General features: G+C 45.0%; 16 protein-coding genes. 5 read left to right on the plus strand and 11 right to left on the minus strand.

All coding sequences use genetic code 11. From position 1 onward, the window contains the following. The first annotated feature begins 3 nt into the window (after window positions 1-3). The 4 genes from OCV80_RS11375 to OCV80_RS11390 all read left to right on the plus strand — a co-directional run bounded on the left by OCV80_RS11375 (window position 4) and on the right by OCV80_RS11390 (window position 10,542). Window positions 4-8,334: an LPD11 domain-containing protein gene (locus OCV80_RS11375; protein ID WP_002304391.1), complete on the plus strand. Its 8,331-nt coding sequence runs from the start codon at window positions 4-6 to the stop codon at window positions 8,332-8,334. Then, window positions 8,334-8,666 (plus strand): plasmid mobilization protein, encoded by a 333-nt coding sequence (locus OCV80_RS11380; RefSeq protein ID WP_002578947.1) that lies wholly within the window; start codon window positions 8,334-8,336, stop codon window positions 8,664-8,666. The genes OCV80_RS11375 and OCV80_RS11380 overlap by 1 nt, the downstream gene beginning before the upstream one ends. 116 nt (window positions 8,667-8,782) lie before the next feature. Then, window positions 8,783-9,067, plus strand: a complete 285-nt coding sequence (locus OCV80_RS11385) for a hypothetical protein (protein WP_002578946.1) — start codon at window positions 8,783-8,785, stop codon at window positions 9,065-9,067. Window positions 9,068-9,129: 62 nt separating this feature from the next. Further along, window positions 9,130-10,542 carry a relaxase/mobilization nuclease domain-containing protein gene (locus tag OCV80_RS11390; protein ID WP_267288409.1) on the plus strand — a complete coding sequence of 471 codons (1,413 nt, stop codon included), beginning with the start codon at window positions 9,130-9,132 and terminating at the stop codon, window positions 10,540-10,542. 278 nt (window positions 10,543-10,820) lie between these two features. On the opposite strand, the gene OCV80_RS11395 is transcribed toward OCV80_RS11390, so the two are convergent. From OCV80_RS11395 to OCV80_RS11440, 10 genes are all read right to left on the minus strand, one after another. Then, window positions 10,821-11,690, minus strand: coding sequence for a zinc metalloprotease HtpX (locus OCV80_RS11395; RefSeq protein WP_002588966.1), 870 nt, complete (start codon window positions 11,688-11,690; stop codon window positions 10,821-10,823). Window positions 11,691-11,739: 49 nt separating this feature from the next. After that, window positions 11,740-12,003, minus strand: a complete 264-nt coding sequence (locus OCV80_RS11400) for a DUF1292 domain-containing protein (RefSeq protein WP_002304397.1) — start codon at window positions 12,001-12,003, stop codon at window positions 11,740-11,742. A 16-nt stretch (window positions 12,004-12,019) separates the two neighbouring features. Next, window positions 12,020-12,274 carry a hypothetical protein gene (locus OCV80_RS11405; RefSeq protein WP_002588965.1) on the minus strand — a complete coding sequence of 85 codons (255 nt, stop codon included), beginning with the start codon at window positions 12,272-12,274 and terminating at the stop codon, window positions 12,020-12,022. 9 nt (window positions 12,275-12,283) lie between these two features. Continuing rightward, window positions 12,284-13,324, minus strand: a complete 1,041-nt coding sequence (locus OCV80_RS11410) for a hypothetical protein (RefSeq protein ID WP_002304399.1) — start codon at window positions 13,322-13,324, stop codon at window positions 12,284-12,286. 19 nt (window positions 13,325-13,343) lie between these two features. Beyond that, entirely contained in the window at window positions 13,344-14,213 is an 870-nt protein-coding gene (locus OCV80_RS11415) for a hypothetical protein (RefSeq protein ID WP_002578944.1), read from the minus strand. Window positions 14,214-15,306: 1,093 nt separating this feature from the next. Beyond that, on the minus strand, window positions 15,307-15,852 hold the full coding sequence (locus tag OCV80_RS11420; RefSeq protein ID WP_002304402.1) for an AAA family ATPase: 546 nt from the start codon (window positions 15,850-15,852) through the stop codon (window positions 15,307-15,309). Window positions 15,853-15,899: 47 nt separating this feature from the next. Continuing rightward, window positions 15,900-16,061 (minus strand): hypothetical protein, encoded by a 162-nt coding sequence (locus OCV80_RS16675; protein WP_002304403.1) that lies wholly within the window; start codon window positions 16,059-16,061, stop codon window positions 15,900-15,902. Window position 16,062: 1 nt separating this feature from the next. Beyond that, on the minus strand, window positions 16,063-16,248 hold the full coding sequence (locus OCV80_RS11430; RefSeq protein WP_002293774.1) for an epsilon antitoxin: 186 nt from the start codon (window positions 16,246-16,248) through the stop codon (window positions 16,063-16,065). Window positions 16,249-16,260: 12 nt separating this feature from the next. After that, window positions 16,261-17,028 (minus strand): 23S rRNA (adenine(2058)-N(6))-methyltransferase Erm(B), encoded by a 768-nt coding sequence (erm(B), locus tag OCV80_RS11435; RefSeq protein WP_255420040.1) that lies wholly within the window; start codon window positions 17,026-17,028, stop codon window positions 16,261-16,263. Between the two features lie 4 nt (window positions 17,029-17,032). Then, entirely contained in the window at window positions 17,033-17,377 is a 345-nt protein-coding gene (locus OCV80_RS11440) for a helix-turn-helix domain-containing protein (RefSeq protein ID WP_267288410.1), read from the minus strand. Window positions 17,378-17,610: 233 nt separating this feature from the next. Between OCV80_RS11440 and OCV80_RS11445 the strand changes: the two genes are divergently transcribed. Further along, window positions 17,611-17,988, plus strand: a complete 378-nt coding sequence (locus tag OCV80_RS11445) for a helix-turn-helix domain-containing protein (RefSeq protein ID WP_002578940.1) — start codon at window positions 17,611-17,613, stop codon at window positions 17,986-17,988. A gap of 162 nt (window positions 17,989-18,150) precedes the next feature. Here the strand turns inward: OCV80_RS11445 and OCV80_RS11450 are convergent, their stop codons facing one another. Next, window positions 18,151-18,705, minus strand: coding sequence for an ImmA/IrrE family metallo-endopeptidase (locus OCV80_RS11450; RefSeq protein ID WP_002304410.1), 555 nt, complete (start codon window positions 18,703-18,705; stop codon window positions 18,151-18,153). Window positions 18,706-18,732 lie beyond the last annotated feature (27 nt).

An 18,732-nucleotide genomic window follows, 5' to 3' on the forward strand; every position in this document is an offset into this window, starting at 1 on the left:
ACAATGAACGCAAAAGAGCGATTTTATTCCGGATTAGCAAAAGAAACGATTGGGAAAATCACCTCGAACACAGATAACTGGACTTCGTTTTTGAGAACGATGTCCCGCAACTATGAGTTCACCTATCCGGAACAGGTGATGATTTATGCTCAGCGCCCCAATGCGACCTTTTGCAAGCCCTATGAGGACTGGAACGCTGAAAATTACCGCAGATATGTAAAGCGTGGCTCTACCGGCATTGCTCTGTTTGTGATGAACAGGGATAAACCGTATCTGCGCTATGTGTTTGATGTGGCGGATACCGGCGTTCGCCGTTCTTCCCCGGAACTGAAACCGTGGGAGGTGACGCCTGAAAACCGCTCCTATGTCATGGAAGCGATGGAGCGTACCTTCGGTGTTGCCGCTGACGGGGTACTGGAAGCACAGCTTGAAGATATTGCATCCGCACTGGCGGCTGAGTATTGGGACGATTACAAAAAGCAGTTCCTCGACATCGTTGCCAACAGCTTCCTTGAGGAGTATGATGAACTCAACATCGAAGTAGCTTTCAAAAATGCGGTGGCAAACAGCGTATCCTATACGATGTATTGCCGGTTCGTGGAAAGTCCCGACAACTACTTCGAGCATGAGGATTTCCAGAAGGTGTTTGATTTTAACACCAGACAGACGGTAAATGCCCTTGGTACTGCGGTGAATGCCATCAGCACAAGGATGTTTCAGGAAATCGAAAAAGCGATTGGAGAACATGAGCAGATTAAAGCTACCGAAAGGAGTACAGATTATGAGCGAGATGACTTACAGACAGGCCGGAGATTATCAGATTCCGAACCTTCAGTTGGAGAACGAGGGAGAGAAACCTCTGGGCAAGTACGGCAGGATGCGTCGAGCATTTTTGGAACAGAACAATCCGATGCTCCTGAACGACATGATTCTGACGGAGAGCCTGTTCCCGCACCTGTGGGAGATCGAGGAAACAGCGAAAGCCAGAGTGGAGTTTCTGATGGAGCAGTACCTGAAGGACAGCCCCGCACCGGACAAGGAAACGCAGCAGATGGCGTGGGTGCAGCACATGAACAGCCTGAAAGCACAGGCGGAGGAAGTCGTGATGACGGAGCTTATCAACAGCTGAGTCTGAACCTTTTCCTCTCCGAAAATGAACAAATCAGTTTTATCGACCGAGCAGAGAGCTTTACGCCCTCTGCTTTTTCTTTTGCCCAGGAAGAAATCGACCACTTCCTTCTGCTTGGTAGCAATACCGATGAAGCCCGAAAAGTCGTAGCGCTGGAATATATGAAGCAGAAGCCGTTGGAAGAAATCGTTCAGACCTTAAAGCAGGTCTATCACGGCGGCTATGGTCTGAAAGAAGATAGCGGGAATATCTGTGCGTGGTATGCCGAGGACGGTATCCACCTTGCCAAAGGTTCCTCTGCCATTGACAGCCCCAGAGCGCAGATCGTTTCTTGGGAAACGGTTGCCGAGCGCATTGGAGAACTGCTTGAAAATGGTCGGTTCGCAACTAATGTGGAACTGGTAGAAGCATCCGGATATGAGCGTCAGAAGTTGGCAGAATCCCTGTGGCATCTTTATCACGATTTGAGTGAAGAAGCCCGTTCCAGCAACTATCTGGCAATTCTTCATCAGGAACCGTTTCGTGGTTTCCCTGACGAAACCGCAGACTTGGCTGAAAAGTTGGATGACCCTCGTTTCCACGCAACCTTGGTACAGCAGTATTCGGAATTTAGAAAAACCCTTGCGGAAAATCCCGATCTGCTTCGTTTTCACTATCACAAGCTGAATCTCATTCAGAAACAGCTGTATGAGTTGAATATGCCTTTGCGTGAGTATCAGACCGATATGATGCAGATGCCCCTTGTCCGCCAGTTCATTACGGATGATGAAGTCAATGCAGACTTGACCCGTGGAAGCGGCTTTTCCGGTGGTAAAGCCCGTATTTATAACTACTGGCAGGAGAATCATTCTGCCAAGGAAAAGATGGACTTCCTGAAGCATGAATACGGAACCGGTGGTCATTCCCATGCCTGCTCTGGTGCAACGCACAGCGGTCAGGATCACGATGCCAAGGGTGTTGCTTACACCAAGAGCGGTTGCGATAAATTGCAGATGTCCTGGGCGCAGGTGGTGCAGAGAATCGACGGTCTGATACGAAAGGGACGCTACCTCAGCCCGGAGGAAGAAGCGGAACGACAGGCTATCGAAGAAGCTAAAACTGATCCGTTGGAAGATGTTTATGACCGTTTCGCAGTGATTGATACCGAGGATGGCGAGTATGCGATCTGGGATAATCAGACCGATGACTACTATGTAGACCCGGAAGGCGTTACGGAATACTTCACGGACGAATGGCTTGCCAATGACTATTTGGAGGAAGTTCGTCAGTCCGTAGCTGCGATGGAGTCGGTTCAGCCAGAAGCGCCTGTGGCAGAGCCTGCCGAAGTTGTGGAAGCATCTGCTTCCGAGGAACCGAAATGGAATTATCAGGTCGGTGACACGGTATATCTGGACGATACAGCTTTCCGTGTGGAGCAGATCACGGACAGAGAAGTTCAGCTGCGTGACCCTACGCTTGCTTATCCCATCTTCCGTGCCGAGAATCGTGAGAATTTCGAGCGTATGCTCTCTCAGGACGAAAGAAACCATGCGGTAAGGGTTGATGCCCAAACCGAAGAAAAGCCCGTTACAGAGGATTTTCTGGGCAAAACCGAACCGAGGGACTACACCCCTGAGTATCAGCTGTTAGACCGTCTGCGTATGGACTGCGAATACTTCCTTGGTGCAGGACAGCACAGCGAAAAGCATCTGTGGGCAGGCAACCGCCATGCACAGATTGCCAAGATGCGTGAGCTGTATGAAATGATTCCCGACAAACCAGAATGGCTGACACCTGAGATGATTAACAGCTACGAGGAGCGCATGGCTCCCCGCTATCTGGTTGCCGCCTACCATCACTTTGAAAACGGCTTCGATGATAAACTGGACTACTACACTCTGGAAGAAGCGGAAAAAGCTGCCCAGGGCTATGTGGACGGAACCATGGAGGATGACGGATTCAAGTACGATGGTGCTGCCGTTTACGATCAGCAGGAGCATAAGTGCATCCGTATCTATGGGGACTACCCTGACGAAAAGGCACACGCACAGGTCAGAGCCAGTGCGGAACCCGAACAGCAGGAACCGGAACACTTCATCGATCATTTTTATGTTGCCGAGGACATTCAGAAGCGGGGTGCGCTGGACATCAAGGAATACAGTTCCTTTGATGATGCCCTGCGAGCCTACTATGCACTTCCTGACACGCAGAGAAAAGCCCTGGGTGCAATGAATACCAGAGATCTGCCGGGTAGTCTGGACTTCGTACAGTGCGTAGATGGAAAGGACACCATCATTCAGGATTATGCCCAGGTGGACGGATGGCAGAATGCCGAAGTCATGGACATTATCGCTCAGCTTGAGCAGTCCATCACCACCAGAGAAATCCCACCTGTTCCTGCGGTGAACTTCCACATCACGGATGACAACATCGGTGAAGGTGGACCGAAGCAGAAATTCGCAAGAAACATCGCAGCCATTGAAACTCTGTTCAAACTGGAAAGCGAGAACAGGAACGCCACTACCGAAGAACAGGAGATTTTGTCGAATTATGTCGGTTGGGGCGGTCTGGCAGATGCCTTTGACCCGGACAAGGGAAATTGGGCGAAGGAGTATCAGACACTGAAAAACCTGCTTTCCGAAGATGAATATGCTGCGGCAAGAGCTTCCACCCTGAACGCACATTACACCAGCCCTACGGTCATTCGCTCCATCTACGATGCGGTCGGACAGATGGGCTTTGAAACAGGAAATATTCTGGAGCCTGCTATGGGTATCGGCAACTTCTTTGGTATGCTCCCTCCTGAAATGCAGAGCAGCCGTTTGTATGGTGTGGAACTGGATTCCATCACCGGCAGAATTGCTCAGAAGCTCTATCCCAACGCAGAAATCAAAGTAGCCGGTTTTGAAACGACAGACCGCCGAGACTTTTACGATCTGGCTGTGGGTAATGTCCCTTTCGGCAACTACAAAGTGTCCGACAAGCCGTATGACAAGCTGGGATTCTCCATTCACAACTATTTCTTTGCCAAGGCTTTGGATCAGGTTCGTCCCGGTGGTGTGGTCGCTTTTGTGACAAGCCGTTACACCATGGATTCCAAGAACTCTGACGCAAGGCGATATATGGCGCAGAGGGCGGAACTGCTTGGTGCAATCCGTCTGCCAAACGATGCCTTTAAGAAAAACGCAGGCACGGAAGTCGTGTCCGACATCCTGTTCCTGCAAAAGCGTGACCATCCGATTGACATTGTACCGGAATGGGTAAACCTTGACCGCACCGAAGAAGGACACACCATGAACAGCTACTTTGTCGCTCATCCTGAAATGGTTCTGGGCGATACGGTGGAAGAAAGTACCGCCTACGGCATGGACATTACAGTGCGTCCCATTGAGGGCATGGAACTGTCCGAACTTCTGAAAGAAGCAGTTTCCCACATCCAAGGAACCTATCAGGCTGTGGAGCTTCCCGAAGCTGACAAGGGTAAGGAAATCGAAACCATTCCTGCAACCCCGGATGTAAAGAATTTCTCTTATACCGTGGTGGATGGCAATGTGTACTTCCGTGAAAACTCCCTGATGCGCCGTGTAGACCTGAATGAGAAAGCAAAAGACCGTGTGATGGGCATGGTGGAACTTCGTGGTATCGTCAACGAGCTGATCGAATATCAGCTTGAGGATTACCCGGATGAAATGATTACTCAGAAACAGGCAGAACTGAATGATGCCTACGATGCGTTTGCCGCAAAGAACGGGCTTATCAATAATCGAGCCAATGGTCAGGCATTTGCTGACGATTCCTCCTACTATCTCCTGTGTTCTCTGGAAAATGTGGATGAGGACGGCAATCTGAAAAGCAAGGCGGATATGTTCACCAAGCGAACCATCAAGCCGGAACGCAGAGTGACGAGCGTGGATACGCCGTCCGAAGCTCTGGCAATCTCTATCGGTGAGCGTGGCAAGGTGGATTTGCCGTTTATGGCACAGCTGCTTGGAACACCTGGAGAATACGATGCGATTCAGGCAGAGCTTCGAGGGGTGATCTTCAAAGACCCGATGGCTCCCGATGCTGTGGAAGTTGGATGGCAGACTGCCGATGATTACCTTTCCGGTGATGTAAGAAGCAAGCTGCGTGTCGCACAGATGGCGGCAGACAGGGATTCTTCCTTCCACATCAATGTGGAAGCCTTGCAGAAAGCACAGCCGAAGGACTTGGATGCGTCCGAGATTGATGTGCGTTTGGGTGCAACATGGATTGATGCCGATTATATTCAGCAGTTCATGGAGGAAACCTTTGAAACGCCGTATTACTTGCGCCGTTCCATTGAGGTCAAGTTCTCCGAGCTGACCGCAGAGTGGCGCATCAACGGTAAGAGTTCTCCCAACTACAACGATGTGGCGGCGTATGTCACCTACGGTACAGAGCGAGCCAACGCATATCGGATTCTGGAGGAAACGCTGAATCTGAAGGATATTCGTATCTATGATACGATTGAAGATGCAGATGGTAAGCAGAAGCGTGTCCTCAATAAAAAAGAAACTACCCTGGCACAGCAGAAACAGCAGGCAATCAAGGATGCGTTCCGAGATTGGATTTGGAGAGATCCGCACAGACGAGAAACCCTTTCCACCAAGTACAACGAACTTTTTAACTCCACCAGACCTCGTGAGTATGATGGCTCTCATATCCGTTTCGGCGGCATGAACCCGGATATTACCCTCCGTGAACACCAGAGAAATGCTATCGCTCATGTGCTATATGGTGGAAATACGCTGCTTGCACACGAAGTTGGTGCGGGCAAGACCTTCGAGATGGCTGCATCGGCTATGGAGAGTAAACGGCTTGGATTGAGCCAGAAATCCCTGTTCGTTGTGCCGAATCACTTGACCTTACAGTGGGCAAACGAGTTCCTGCACCTCTATCCGAGTGCCAAGCTCCTTGTTGCCACCAAGAAGGATTTTGAAACAGCAAACCGTAAGAAGTTCTGCGCTCGTATCGCAACGGGTGACTATGATGCAGTCATCATCGGTCACAGCCAGTTTGAAAAAATCCCGCTTTCTGCCGAACGACAGGAACGGCAGCTGCGGGAGCAGATTGATGAGATCGAGGGTGCGATTGCGGAGCTGAAATGGCAGCGTGGCGAAAACTTCACGATCAAGCAGATGGAGAAAACACGAAAATCATTGGAAGCCAGACTGGACAAGCTCCTTGCCGCTGACAAGAAAGATGATGTCATTACCTTTGAGCAGTTGGGTGTAGACCGGCTGTTTGTGGACGAAAGCCATGCGTTCAAGAATTTGTTCCTCTACACAAAAATGCGAAATGTGGCAGGTCTGTCCACCTCCGAAGCCCAGAAATCTTCGGATATGTTTATGAAGTGCCGCTATATGGATGAGCTGACCGGCGGGCGTGGTGTGATCTTTGCAACCGGTACTCCAGTAAGTAACTCGATGACCGAGCTTTATACGGTCATGCGCTATCTCCAGTACAGTACGCTCCAGCAAAAGAACCTGACCCATTTTGATTCCTGGGCATCGACCTTCGGAGAAACAACAACTGCGATTGAGCTTGCACCGGAGGGAACCGGCTATCGTGCCAGAACCCGATTTGCGAAGTTCTTCAACCTGCCTGAACTGATGAATATGTTCAAGGAGGTTGCCGACATCAAGACCTCTGACCAGTTGCATCTCCCTGTTCCCGAAGCAAAGTTTGAAACGGTTGTGGTTCAGCCCTCTGAGTACCAGAAGGATATGGTGGCTTCCCTTTCAGAGAGAGCAGCAGATGTTCATGCCGGTATTGTAGACCCGTCCGTCGATAATATGCTCAAGATTACCAGCGACGGACGAAAATTGGGACTGGATCAGCGGCTAATGAACACCCTGTTACCCGATGACCCTGACAGCAAGCTCAATGCCTGCGTGGGAAATATCCTGCGTATCTGGCAGGACGGTCAGGCTGACAAATTGACCCAGTTGGTGTTCTGCGACCTTAGCACACCGAAAAATGATGGAACCTTCAATGTCTATGATGATGTCAAAACCAAGCTGATTGCAAACGGTGTGCCTGCGGAAGAAGTTGCCTTTATCCATGATGCAGATACCGAGGCAAAGAAAAAAGACCTCTTTGCCAAGGTTCGTACCGGGCAGGTGCGAGTGCTTCTTGGCAGTACGCAAAAGATGGGTGCAGGAACCAACGTCCAGGACAAATTGGTGGCAGTTCACCACTTGGATGTGGGTTGGCGTCCGTCTGATATGACCCAGAGAAACGGTCGTATCATCCGTCAGGGCAACCGGAACAAAGAGGTTCAGGTGTATCAGTATGTGACCGAGGGAACCTTCGATGCCTACCTGTATCAGACCTTGGAAAACAAGCAGAAGTTTATTTCTCAGATTATGACCTCCAAATCACCGGTTCGCTCCTGTGACGATGTGGATGAGCAGGCGCTGTCCTATGCGGAGATCAAGGCGCTGTGTGCCGGCAATCCGCTTATCAAGGAAAAGATGGACTTGGACATTGATGTGGCAAGGCTGAAGGTGCTGAAAGCTGACCACCAGAGCCAGCAGTACCGTATGGAAGATAAGCTTCTGAAATACTTCCCGGCTGAGATTGAAAAGCAGACAGGCTATATTCATGGCTTTGAAGCTGATATTAAAACCGTGGAAGCACACCCGCAGATTGCCGATGGCTTTTGCGGCATGGAAATCATGGGCAAAGCCTACACCGAAAAGGCAGATGCCGGTGAAATCCTCCTTGCGGCTTGTAAGGACACGAAAAGTGCCGATCCGGTTCCTCTTGGCAGTTACCGTGGCTTTCAGATGGAGCTTTCGTTTGACAGTTTCCGGAACGAGTTCGATGTGACCCTGAAGGGCGCTGTGAGCCACAGAGTAGCCCTTGGAACGGACGCACGAGGAAATATCACCCGACTGGACAATGCCCTTGCAGGCATCCTTGAGCGCTTAGAACGAGCCAATGAGCAGTTGAATAATCTCTACAATCAGCAGGAAGCAGCCAAGGCGGAGGTTGGAAAACCGTTCCCGCAGGAAGCAGAGCTGACAGCCAAAAGTCAGCGACTGGCAGAACTGGATGCAGCCCTGAATATGGAGGACTCTGTGGAAAATCGTGACGAAAGAAGCGAGTCAGAGCGTCCTTCTGTGTTGGCTGATCTGAAATCCAAAGCGGAGCATATCCCGCCTGCAAAATACTCTGAAACCCGTGAGGAGGTGTTGTAATGGCAAAGCGAGATCAGGATGTTCATTTCCTTGCATCCAAGGAGGAGGTCGAGCGAATCCATGAGAAGATGGACGAGCTTGGCATCCGCAGCATGGGAGCCTATCTGCGGAAAATGGCTCTGGATGGTTACTGTATCAGACTGGATTTGCAGGATGTGAAAGCCCTGGTTTCGCTCCTGCGAATCTGCTCCAACAACCTGAACCAGTACGCAAAGCGAGCGAACGAAACAGGCAGCATCTATCGTGCTGACATTGAGGATTTGCAAAAACGGCTGGAGGAGATCTGGACGGACATGAGAGAAGTTCTTGTTCGCCTGTCCTCAATCCAGTAATCCGACAACTTGTTGGGAAGTCGCAGTTTCGGCTGCGGCTTTTACATAAGGGTTGACATCATTGCGTTATGGCAGATACCCTTGTACAATATAATTAAAAGAAAGGGGTTGAGCCTATGAAGCTGGTATTGAAGATATTGGCACTGCCGGTGCTGTTCGTTGTAAAAGTGATTTGCATTCTTGGAAATCTGCTTACAAATGTTGTGTCCTATGTAATTGGTTTATTGCTCTTGGTCATTGGCGGATCTGCGATTTACTGCATTGTAAAGGCTTTGTGGCAGTCCCTGCTTATTCTTGTGGTTCTTGGAATTGCGACAATAGCAGCGGTGTTCTTGCTCGTCTGGGCTGTTATGAAAGTCGAGAATATTGGAGAAAGTCTGGGAGCATTTATCAGGTCATAAGATAATATCAGAGAAAAGTCACCGACCGGTGGCTTTTTCTTTTTGGGAAGGAAGTGATGGGAATGGCAGCGACAAGATTGATTGCACTCCATGTGAATAAGGGAAAGACGGTCGCTCAATGTTTGGCAGACAGAACCGACTACTCACAAAATGCCGCAAAAACCAATGATGGCGAATTTATCAGTTCCTATGAGTGTGATCCAAAGACAGCAGATGAGGAATTTCTGCTTTCCAAACGGCAGTATCAGCATATTACCGGCAGACAGCAGAAGAACAATATCATCGCATACCAGATACGCCAGTCCTTTAAGCCGGGAGAAATCACCCCGGAAGAAGCGAACCAAGTCGGCTATGAAACAGCGATGCGATGGACAAAGGGAAAACACGCTTTCATCGTTGCGACCCACATCGACAAATCCCACATTCACAATCATATCATTTATAATTCGACCTCGCTGGATGCCACACGGAAATTCAAAAACTTCTTTCTTTCCGGTCTGGCGGTGCAAAGACTCAGTGATATGGTTTGCCTGGAACACGGGCTGTCCATTATTACACCGAAGCCGTATCGGGAGCGCCAGAAAAGAACTGTTTATCCCAAGAAGCGTACCCAGCGTGACGAATTATGTGATGCGATTGATGCGGTGCTGAAGCAGAAACCAAAGAGCTTTGATGGCTTTGTTCAGGCTCTGGCTGACATGGGATTTGAGTTCAAGGATGGAAAGCAGCCTGCGTTCAAGGGCGAGAATCAGAAGCGTTTCATTCGGCTGCGTTCCCTGGGCGAAGGATATAGCAAAGAGGAAATTCAAGCGGTTATCTCCGGCAAGAACCTGCACAAATCAAAAGGCGGCTCTGCCAAGGCTCCTGCCCCGAAGCAGTTCCAGATGCTGATTGATATTCAGGCAAAGATGGCCGAGGGCAAGACGGTCGGTTATGAAAAGTGGGCGAAGAAGTTCAACCGAAAAGAAGCTGCCCGAACGGTAATCCTACTGAAAGAAAAAGGCTTGGGCAACTACGACGATCTGACTGCTCATATTGAAAATCTGTCTGCCCAGTTCGATGCGCTTTCTGATTCTATCAAGGTCGCAGAGAAACGTATGGTTGAGGTTCAGGCGTTGCAGCAGCACATCAAAAATTATCGCAACACAAGGCAAATTTATATCGAGTACCGCAAGTCTGGATATAGCAAAAAATTCTTTGAAGAACACCGTCAGGAAATCACAATTCATAAAGCGGCGAAGCAAGCCTTTGATGAATTGCAGATTACAAAGCTCCCGTCCATGCAATCATTGTATGAGGAGTTTCATCAGCTGGCAGTCCAGAAAAAGCAGGACTACGCTGAGTACCGTCAGATCAGAAAAGAGAAAGAAGAACTGCTGATTGCCAAACGGACGGTTGAAACGATTTTGAATATCGACAGGCAGAAAGAGCAGGAAAAAGAGAAAGAGAAAGAGGAAAAGAAGAACTTCCGTTAAAGCAAAAAGCCACGGTCTGCACTCCCCAAAGGGTGCGGATCGTGGCTGCTTTTTTGCTTTTCGATTTCGGTGCTTTCAACCATGGGCAAATTTTTATTCTACTGTTCTTTGAGAAACGATTGAAAATCGTGTAGCCATCATCGGCAGATGATGTTCAAAGGGGATTGGGGATGCTTCCCCAACAAGCAAATTTGCGAAGATTGCACCGAAGGGAAAATCGAGAAAATGAGTGAACCTGTACAGGTTTACACTGCTTGCCAATTTGTGAGATTATGAATTTAGTATCGAGAATAGGGTACACCTAAATTTTGCAATGCTGCAACCCTATCATCGTTGCATGGATGAGTTGAGTATATTGCACTGAGAAAACCATCATGCGGAACATCTGAGATATGTTGGTCTAATACCGTCGCTAATTCAAGACCAAAACCAATTTTATAAGCAAATTCATCAGCCAGATACTCATTTTGTCTCATAGACCACATCAGAAAAAGCATACAGAACTTTACCCATAACCAAGAAAGTGCTGTTGATATTCCTGCGAAAACTGCGGTAATTATACCCATTACACCACTACGAGAGCATATTGCGAACAGCCCCATGATTGCAGAAAAAATCCAGTAGGATATTTTGATTAACAGGAGGCACCCGGATATAAATATATTGCCCCCGCCAATCAATAATTGGATAACAGTATGTCCGTATGAGAGATGTCCGATCTCATGGGCGAGAATTCCAAGTATCATATCATCGGAGAGTAAAAGCAATCCGTCAGTTATGCATAGTGTTTGCCTACCTAGAGCAAATGCATTTGGAGCAGGATCATGGATAATCTTCACTTTCACTTTTTTAGGACAGTATGATGTGTTCTCTTTTGCTTTATCTAAAACATATTGAACCAGCGGGACAACTCGAAGTTTTATATCTACTCTTTTTATATCGCTTGCTCCTGCGAAGGCAGCCAGGCACATTTCGCCTAATGGGGATAAGCTGATAGCTACTGTGAAAAAGTAAATACAAATCAGTTCAACAATGCTTCCTGACGAACCGAACACAGCAACAATCAGCAGAATATTAAGAGTAAAGAACAGAAGAGTTCCTAAGTTTGAGAAGCGAACAATTCTGCCTACACGATGCCAAATATCCATAATGCACCCCCCTTTTATCGTGTTGTTGGTTTGAGCTTGCATTGTTTAATTACTCAAATGTAAAGAAATCTTTGTTTCGCTCTTTGAACAGAGCAAAGACAGTCTCTAACACAAATTCGTTTTCAACACCAACATATTCTTCTGTTTCATCGTCAATTTCTTTCAGCTGCAAAATAACAACTTGCCCATCCGAATCTCCAATAGGAAGCAGGACAACATATTCGTTCTGGCGATACGGTATTAAGTCAAGAAATTCAAATTCAACTTCGTTCCCATTCTCATCATTCAAAGTTATAATGTTGTCTTCATCCATGTCGTCGTTCCTTTTCTTAATATAAATAATTATCGTTGATAATGATGCCTAATAGTTCAAAGAGATTATCCTTTTTGGAAAGAATGCATTTTTTCATGGCTTGTTTAATTTGTTCCGTTGAAATGCTATCAGGCAACATTTCCCTTGGGACACCATGACCGAATTGCCGAAAATACTGTTCTTCGATTTCATAATACTCATTATCAATTTTCGGTTCAGGTGTATTAAGGAAGCTATTCATAAAATCTGCAACGCTCTTGTTTTTGTCCATTGTATGCACCTACCTTTCTCTGCTCAAGACCCTAACATGATTATCTGGTCTAATAGAATCAATCATTGAAGAAAAAATACCAAACGCTGTAGGAAAGAAATTTGCTAATAGCTCTAATTTGCCTTGGTCTCCCATAGACGCTTCAAAAAAGTGGGCAAAGGCTTCTGCTTGTAGATTGCCCGGTCTCGTCCAATAGTTCCTTGAGTGACCATAATTTCCGTGCAATTGACCATTTGTTGTCGCATCAATTAAGTCCGAGAAGGAGTGAGCTGAATCCTGCCTAATACGGGTCAGAAAAGCAGTTTGCTTTTCCACTGGAAGATTGTTATATAAGCTCAGGATTCTTTGTCCGTCCTCAACCAGTGCCTCAGCAAATTCTGGAGTATTGGATAGATTGCTCCGATAGTTGCACGAAGCATGGTCGATCATGTGAGCAAGCTCGTGGAAATAAGTTGTTCCTGCACCTCTTGGATTTGTCATATCAGAAGCTGCATTGTAGTAGACTCCTCGTGAATGCCCTATATAATTTCCCGGTGAGTAATGTGCTGTCTGATCCGGTGGATATTCAGAATCTTGTATCATCAGTTTACCAGCGAAATGGTCAAACACTTCTCTGACATTCTGCTCTGCATTTTCATGGCGTTGTGATATAACAGCGATATATCCGTCTGGTGTGCTACCTTGGGTTAGCACGCCAAGGCAATACTGATAAGACGAATTACCAACATTAGGTGTTTGCAGACCCTGGAGGAAAGAATTTCGTGCAGAAGGAGTGTCCAAATTAACATTATCATATTCTTGTACACTTTTGGCAAGTGAAGCAACGTATTTTTCGGCCTGAAGCATAATCTGTAAAATATCATTCAGGGCTTTGTTGCAATCTTTTACGATAGTTCCCAGCTCATCGTACTTCTTGTCATTCCATCCAATTCCCAATTGCTGATATTTCATCTTCACAGAACTTCTTGTAGTTTCGATAGAAGAAATGGAGGTCCGCATATTTTTCAGTATTGTCAGTAATTGAGTTGCATCAGCATTTACGTTGCTCAAACACTCACCTCCTCATTTGTTAATCATTTCGAGTGTAGCTACCTGTTACTAAAACCGGGATATATGTATCAAGCGATTGAGCTGCAAGTGTTCGATGTCGCCCATCACTCTGAAATACATAATAAGAACCTACCTGCGCAACCTGGACAGGATTATTGTAATAGCTACGAATGGTATCATCTAACACTGGGTTTTGTGAAAGCTCATCCAAAGACATTCCTGACTCAGTATTTTGACGAACATCTTGGATGTGCGAAGCTCGCCTTAGAATGTTTTCTCTCGACCATCCCTCTCGACCATTCCGTGTCCAAAATCCTTCCGGGTTCCCAAGTTCTCGGTCACTGAGATAAACTCCTTCAATATCCCTTGCTCTAACGTATACGAGTTCTGGATTTTCATTTCGAGAAAAGGTATAGTTCCCGTTCTCCCAATAATCTCGATATTCTTCATAGTGATTTCCACGGGAAAAATATCGTTCAGCTGATAGTCTGTCTTGAACAAATGCAAGATTAGAACCAAAGGTATTTGACTCAAAGGTGGTTGTATCTGCACTTGATGGTGTAACAGCAAAACTACTGGTCTGAGGTGTGCTTGCAGATATTCCATTTGTAGATCCTAGTTGAACACTTTCGTATTCACTAAGGCTCTTGGCGAGTAAAGCCACATATTTTTCTGCTTGAAGCATAATTACCAATATGTCATTGAGAGCCTTGTTGCAGTCTCTTACAACCACGCCCAACTCGTTGTATTTTTTATCTTGCCATCCAGCACCTAACTGTTCATATTTCATCTTTACAGATTTTTTGGTAGTTTCGATGGAGGAAATGGAATCCTGCATTTTTTTCAGCATTGCGAATAGCTGAACGGAGTCAGCATTTACCATACTCATTTCATCACCTCCTGGCAGCGGATTTTGTGAAGTGCAAAGCGGCGATGTGTCAGGAAAGTCTGACACATCACTGCTTCGGCAAGATTTAATTTAGAGAGGAAAGAAATTGTTCCAACTCAGCAGCGGTCGGTGCAATGTACGGTTTCATCTGGTAAGTATCCTTAACACCGTCTGTGAAGTATACGCTCCTTTCTTTTTTCGTTTTGTTGGTTCATTTTCGCCAGTGTGTTCGTGTCGTTTGCTGTGACGAGAACGCAACATAGACACAAAGAAAACACAAGGGCGAGCTTGCTCGTTTATATACCCTTGTGTTTTCGACTGGATATGTTAAGGTAACAAACAGTAAATGACACGTTACAGACTGCAAAATGTACCAACTGAAAAAAGAAAGAATACCGTTGTGTGCTTTATTTCTCGATCAGCTTTTCAAACATGAGGAAAGGTTTTTATAAAAAAAGAGTAGTTACCGTTTTTTGGTAACTACTCTTTTCCTTTTTTAAGGTTTAAAGTCCTGGAAGTTTAGGTGTTTTGGGTATTGGTGGTGTAGGTAGCTGCAAGCTTTCCAATTTTTGTTGAATTGCTTTAAATTCAGGGGTTTCTTGGTGTTGATTTTGAACCATTTTTTGCTCTATTCTCTCCAAAGTCGGTTGAATTTCTTTCCCTGATACTTTACGATTTAATTCTCTTTCTAAGGTCTCTTTCGGACTAATGGAAGGCGTTTCTAAACTTGAATAGAAGTTTCACTCCTTCTCTATTATAAAGCCTTATATCGCTAAATAAGCCCGTTTTATGAAGGGTTTCTAAGCTGAAATGAACGGGTTTACACCCGGCCTTGACCTCCGCCCGCTGTCCCGCTGAATGGGTGGACAAGGCGGCCAATCCCTCAAAGTGCTTGGACGCTCTCTTTCTGATTTTGGAGCGTTTCTTTTCTAAAAATTGAAATGGGCGGGAAGCCATTTTAGGGCTTTCCCGCCTTGATTACTTTTTAGCAAAGACGGGCGTGACTGTCAACGGCGGCGCATGAAATGCGCCGTTCATCTTGACCGTTGACTGGCTCGGCTGGCTTTGCTATCTTCCTGACAAATGGGAATGTCTAAGATAGTAAAGACGTCCCACATGCAACTCTTTCTTTTATTGCGGAAACCGTATCTTTAATTGTGAATGTAGTTGTGTCTATGACATTTGATTCATATATCCCCAAACCGGAAAATTGCTCCCACATTGTTTCCACTAATTCAATATTTGTTTTTCTATCTAATTTTGAGCGTTCCACAGCTCGCTTCATAGTTTCTTTTTTACTCGCTCTTAATACAATATAGTGTACCTCGTAATCTTCTTGGGCAAGAGCTTTCCATGGCTCCAAAAACCATGGCCCGACAATCCCATCTACAATTACATCATATCCGCCACGAGCATATCGCTTTGCAGCTTCTAAAAAGGCTTCAATGACAACCAGATTTTGCTTGTTGGATTCTGGCAAATGTGGTGGTATTGCGCCTTTGCTTAAGTAATGAAAAAAGTCATCGGTGTGCATATGCACTGATTTATCCATATCTGATTCCTTTGCGACAATTGACGCAGTTGTTGTTTTTCCTGTCCCCGGTGAGCCTGTAATCACAATAATTCTTCCTTGATTCATCTGTATTTTCCCTCACAATTTGAATTTATCACTTTGTTCCTGCCTGCTCAATCATCTTCTTCGCAAACTGGTTTTCCCTGACCCTGATTGCCCACCAAGTAAAAAAGCGGTTGGCGATTCAACCGCTTTTTTACTTGAACCAATTCTTCTAAATTATCATTTAAGCGATTCTCAAACTGTTTGTCAGTAAAATTGACTATATTTGCCATATTAAGCCACTTTCTCTTTATTCAAAACTTGTTTTGAGTAACGATTCATTGACCGCCAATACTCATGAACGGCTTGTAATTCTTCTAAAGAATAATCAAAAAGATTTACACGTTTTGCAAGCTTTAATTGGTTTAATAAATTGACTTCCAATAATTGAGAGTCATTTTTATTTAATTCATGGTTCAAAACATAGTTTAATTATTTCCTCCCGTTAAATAATAGATAACTATTAAAAATAGACAATACTTGCTCATAAGTAACGGTACTTAAATTGTTTACTTTGGCGTGTTTCATTGCTTGATGAAACTGATTTTTAGTAAACAGTTGACGATATTCTCGATTGACCCATTTTGAAACAAAGTACGTATATAGCTTCCAATATTTATCTGGAACATCTGTGGTATGGCGGGTAAGTTTTATTAAGACACTGTTTACTTTTGGTTTAGGATGAAAGCATTCCGCTGGCAGCTTAAGCAATTGCTGAATCGAGACTTGAGTGTGCAAGAGCAACCCTAGTGTTCGGTGAATATCCAAGGTACGCTTGTAGAATCCTTCTTCAACAATCAGATAGATGTCAGACGCATGGCTTTCAAAAACCACTTTTTTAATAATTTGTGTGCTTAAATGGTAAGGAATACTCCCAACAATTTTATACCTCTGTTTGTTAGGGAATTGAAACTGTAGAATATCTTGGTGAATTAAAGTGACACGAGTATTCAGTTTTAATTTTTCTGACGATAAGTTGAATAGATGACTGTCTAATTCAATAGACGTTACCTGTTTACTTATTTTAGCCAGTTTCGTCGTTAAATGCCCTTTACCTGTTCCAATTTCGTAAACGGTATCGGTTTCTTTTAAATTCAATTGTTTTATTATTTGGTTGAGTACTTTTTCACTCGTTAAAAAGTTTTGAGAATATTTTATATTTTTGTTCATGTAATATCCCTTTTTATTTGCTGTGAATATTCGCTCATTTTTCTTCCTCAATAAAAACTCTACCAGCTAACCAACATTCGTCTAATTCATTTGGGAATAATTCAAGCTGGCGAATCATATAATGTGTACTTGGAATGTAATCAAAATAAAACAATAGTGCTAGATATAAACTCCATGGAATTGGGCGTGTCCGATTTTCGTAGGCACTATAAGTTTGTCGTGAAATACCAACAGCCGAAGCAATTTCTTCTTGTGATGCACCAACTTTTCCTCTGGGTGCGGGTAACTCAATCGCCAATTGAGTGGCCAAGTTCTCTTTCTCATCTTTACTAAAATTCCAAAACTGCTTATAAGCATCTCGCCCTACAAATTGAATCAATAAATCTCCTCCTGGGTATACTCTTTCGTAGAGTACATTACTCTACGAATTTTTTATTTTAAAGAACCTCAAGATAGCTCATATTGTCGTCTTGGGGTTCTTTTCATTCTATCATTTAATGCAATCTGCCTATAAAATTTTATCATATTGCATTTATAAATGCAACTTGCACCCGATGTTGGTTGTTGAGATTTTTGGTACATTTTATAATGTATAGCAGAATCATACACAGCATGGAGGTGATTGAAACGCAACCGGAAATTGATTACGTTAAGATTGGTCAGCGCATTAGAGCTGCCCGACTGGAAAAGGGTTATAGTCAGGCTGATTTGGGTGCGTTGGTTGGTTGCTCGAACAATCATATGAGCCATGTTGAAGTTGGACAGACGAAAGTTTCTTTGGCAATGCTTCTAAAACTGGCATTCGTCTTGGAAAAGAACTTTGACTATTTTTTACTGGATACCCCATATGCAAAATGCGACAGCATCATTGATAATGAGATTGCTGCAAAACTGAAAAAGTGTAATGTAACAACATTGATAACCGTAGGAAAGTTGATTGATGTCTTGATTGACCAGCAAGAGATGATAAAAAAAGCGGAGCTTGATTGATATAATGAAAAAGAAGCCCATTGACGGTACAGAGTGAACTGCTATGGGGTTCTTTTTTGCAGCACAATATACTGATTCTTTAAGAAGCAAAAAGTCCACCAGTCATGATGCACTACGCATCGTACTGGTGGACTTTTTCTGTAAAGATATAAAAATAGATATTCATATATCGCCATAACCAATGTCGTTATCGTAGGCATGAAGATCTTCTTTCAGGAAATCTGCTTTACGAATATACATCGAATTTACCAGCTCTCCTTTTTCGTGGAGCAGGCTGAATTTGTAGTCTAATAATGCTGCCGGTACATAGAGCATTTTAGCCGTTTCAAAAAATGTGTGTTCCGAAAGGCATTCCAGGACTTTCCCATCTTCTAACAGAAGCTCCGCCGCAAAGAAGTTTGCTTCATTTTCTTCGATTGATCTATCATCAAAAACTTCCATTTCTTGAAAGCCGTGCATCATAGCGATTTTTGTATGCAGGACAGCGTGTCCTAATTCATGTGCGACTAATATACGCTCCAGGATACCGTTCACATTGTGATCTATCACGATATTCTTTTGTCTGGACTGGTAATAGAAGAAGCCCTTCAATTTCTTCTGTAAATCGTAATAGTGGATTTTGATACCTAACAGCTGACATAGCTCGTAAGGGTCTCTGGTGTGATATTTTCGCACAAGCTTATCGACAGTTTCAATGATATGCTCTGCCGTTTTCATTTGCTTCACCTCCGAATCGCACACAGA

Source organism: Oscillibacter acetigenes (assembly GCF_025567605.1).
GTDB classification, from domain to species: domain Bacteria; phylum Bacillota; class Clostridia; order Oscillospirales; family Oscillospiraceae; genus Oscillibacter; species Oscillibacter welbionis.